We start from the raw sequence: 2,552 nt of genomic DNA, 5'->3' as shown, positions 1-2,552 counted from the left end.
CTTTTACTTTTCCATTTTCATCTACTGTTGCTACATTTGTATTACTACTTGTCCAAGTATAAGACTCCGTAGCATCCATTGGTTCTATAGATAATCCTAATGTTATTTCTTTATTCTTTTCTATTGTAATATCAGCATTATCTAATTTTATACTTGTAATCGGTTTTATAACGTTAATTTTACATGAAGCTGTTAATCCGTTAACAGATGTTGCTGTTATTATAGCTACACCTACTTTATTGGCTGTTATATTTCCATTTTGATCGACTTTCGCAACTTCTTCATTGTCTGATTCCCAAGATAATGTTTTATCCATAACTGTATTTCCTGGAATGATTCTAGATTTTAATTGATATATTGAATTTAAATTCATATATAACTCATTTTTATCAAAGGCAATTTGTAATATTTTTGAATTGTCTTCAACCAATCTAAATCGTATAGCTTCAATATTATTCTTTTCATCTCCTGCTATTTGTCCCGATTTTACCCAATTTTGCCAGCCGATGTTTGATGAATGAACTTGATATTCTAATCTATATCCTGGCAGATCCAAGTTTAAATTTATAGCTTTAATTGCTTTATTTTGACCTGTTGTACCTAAAACTGTATTTGGATTTATTTCATCATAATTTTGCCAACCTTTTTCATCTACATATACTTTTCCCGAAAGGTTATATTCTTCTGCATTGTCTATTCCCAAATGAAACGCTTGCAAATAAATTGATTTTCCAACGGTTCCACCTATTTGTGAATCAGGAACATAATTTAGCCAACCTTTATCTGCAATATGTCCATTATAATAAATCTTTGGAGCAGTTACCTTGATATCATCATCTTTCACTAGCTTAAAGTCTATTGCTTGAATTTCATTATTGCCATCACCTGCTTTATTTCCCTGTTTTACCCATGATTGCCATCCTAAATTAGAACTATGAACACGATATTCTAAATGATAACCTGGAACATTTTCTAAACCAAAATTAACTTGCGTCATTGCTTTTCCATCAATTCCTATCAATGTATCATTTTCAATATTATCATAATTTTTTTGTCCAGCTGTAGTTTTTATTGTTCCATAAAGGTGAGTTGAATATGGAACATTTAATAAATTCATTTTTAATTGATATAGCTTAAGTGATCTTCCCGTTGTTCCTGTTGAATTTGGTTCTGTTACTTGATTCTGCCAACCAATTTTTTGAGTTTTTGCATTATATTGAATAGTTGGTGCATTTGATGCCTTTCCCGTACCTTGATTAACAACATTGCTAGTATTCCTATCGTTTTGCGCATAGCTATTATATGCTGAAACAACTAAAGACTTAAAGCTTTCCCATCCCATAGTTCCTTTTGTTCCTTCTATAGTATTATGTGGACAGTTTTTCCCACTCCAATCTCTATGCATTCTTATCGCATCACTTGGTAAACCACATTCATATAACAATCTAGCTGCTAGGTATGCCGCATTTCTTTCTGCTTGTGCATAATTTCCATCTGAATTTTCACAAATTTCAATAGAAACCGACCCACAATTTCCCATTGCTTGTCCATCACCAGCATGCCAGGAATTTTCATTGATTGGAATACTTTGCCAAATTTCTGTATTATCTACAGTATAATGCCAAGAAGCCGTTCTATTATTTCCATTATACTGCAAATTAGCGTGAGAACGAGCATTAGCACCTTTCCCCGAACTTGCTGTATTATGAATTGTAATATACTTTGGTTTCATACTATAACCAGCTCGTGCATCATCTGAATATCGAGGAATTATTTTTTGATAGATTGGTATACCATTGACACTTCCTACCGACAAACTACTTGGAACATCTAAAAATGTCATTCTTCCTCCACTAATATAATTCCCATTATTATCACAACTTGTACTAATCCATCCATCCCCATAATCAGTTTCAACATAAACAAATGAACCTGCAACATATTTAGCAGTATAATATCCAGCTGGAATAGTGGTATTAGTACGATACTTACTTGAAAATGCTGGTTCTTTAAATAAAGTAGTTGCTACATGTGTTTGTACAGCTGTATCTGTATCGATTATCTCTCTTACTTTTTTATAAGTTGTCGATATGCCTCCATTATTTAAATAAAATGTAGAGCCTACTCTATTATAAGCATAATATACATTATCATCATTTCCATGAACAACGTAATTTCCTGATCTTGTATAATTACTTGCAAGATACCTTACTAATCCATTATCCTCATTTTCAAATGAATCTATTCCACTTTGATCTTCAAATTCCTTAGCAAGTTCATCTCTTCCTATTTCTTCGTTATCCTGATCTAAATTATTAACATCCTGCGAAGATACTAATTCATCTCTGTTTTCTAACTTTTCATTATTATTTATATCATTTATTGCTAGTACTGTCCCCGGAGATAAAAGAAACATCGATATAGCTAATGATAAAAAATTTCTGCCTTTCATTTCATTATTCCTGGTATATTGTAATTGACCCATCTGAGTAGTCATCTACAATATACATTCCTTTCTATCAATCTTATTTATCCGCGATTGATTACGTTTT

General features: G+C 31.8%; 1 protein-coding gene. It reads right to left on the bottom strand.

From position 1 onward, the window contains the following. Window positions 1-2,452, bottom strand: a 2,452-nt coding sequence (locus LJD32_RS14770) for an N-acetylmuramoyl-L-alanine amidase (RefSeq protein ID WP_227392795.1), incomplete at its 3' end; no start/stop codon positions are given. Window positions 2,453-2,552: the final 100 nt, after the last annotated feature.

Origin of the sequence: Faecalibacillus sp. TM498 (genome assembly GCF_020589955.1) — a bacterium.
Lineage (GTDB): Bacteria > Bacillota_I > Bacilli_A > Erysipelotrichales > Coprobacillaceae > Faecalibacillus > Faecalibacillus intestinalis.
Note: the sequence above shows the minus strand (reverse complement) of the source record. Positions and strands in the feature narration are given on the sequence as shown.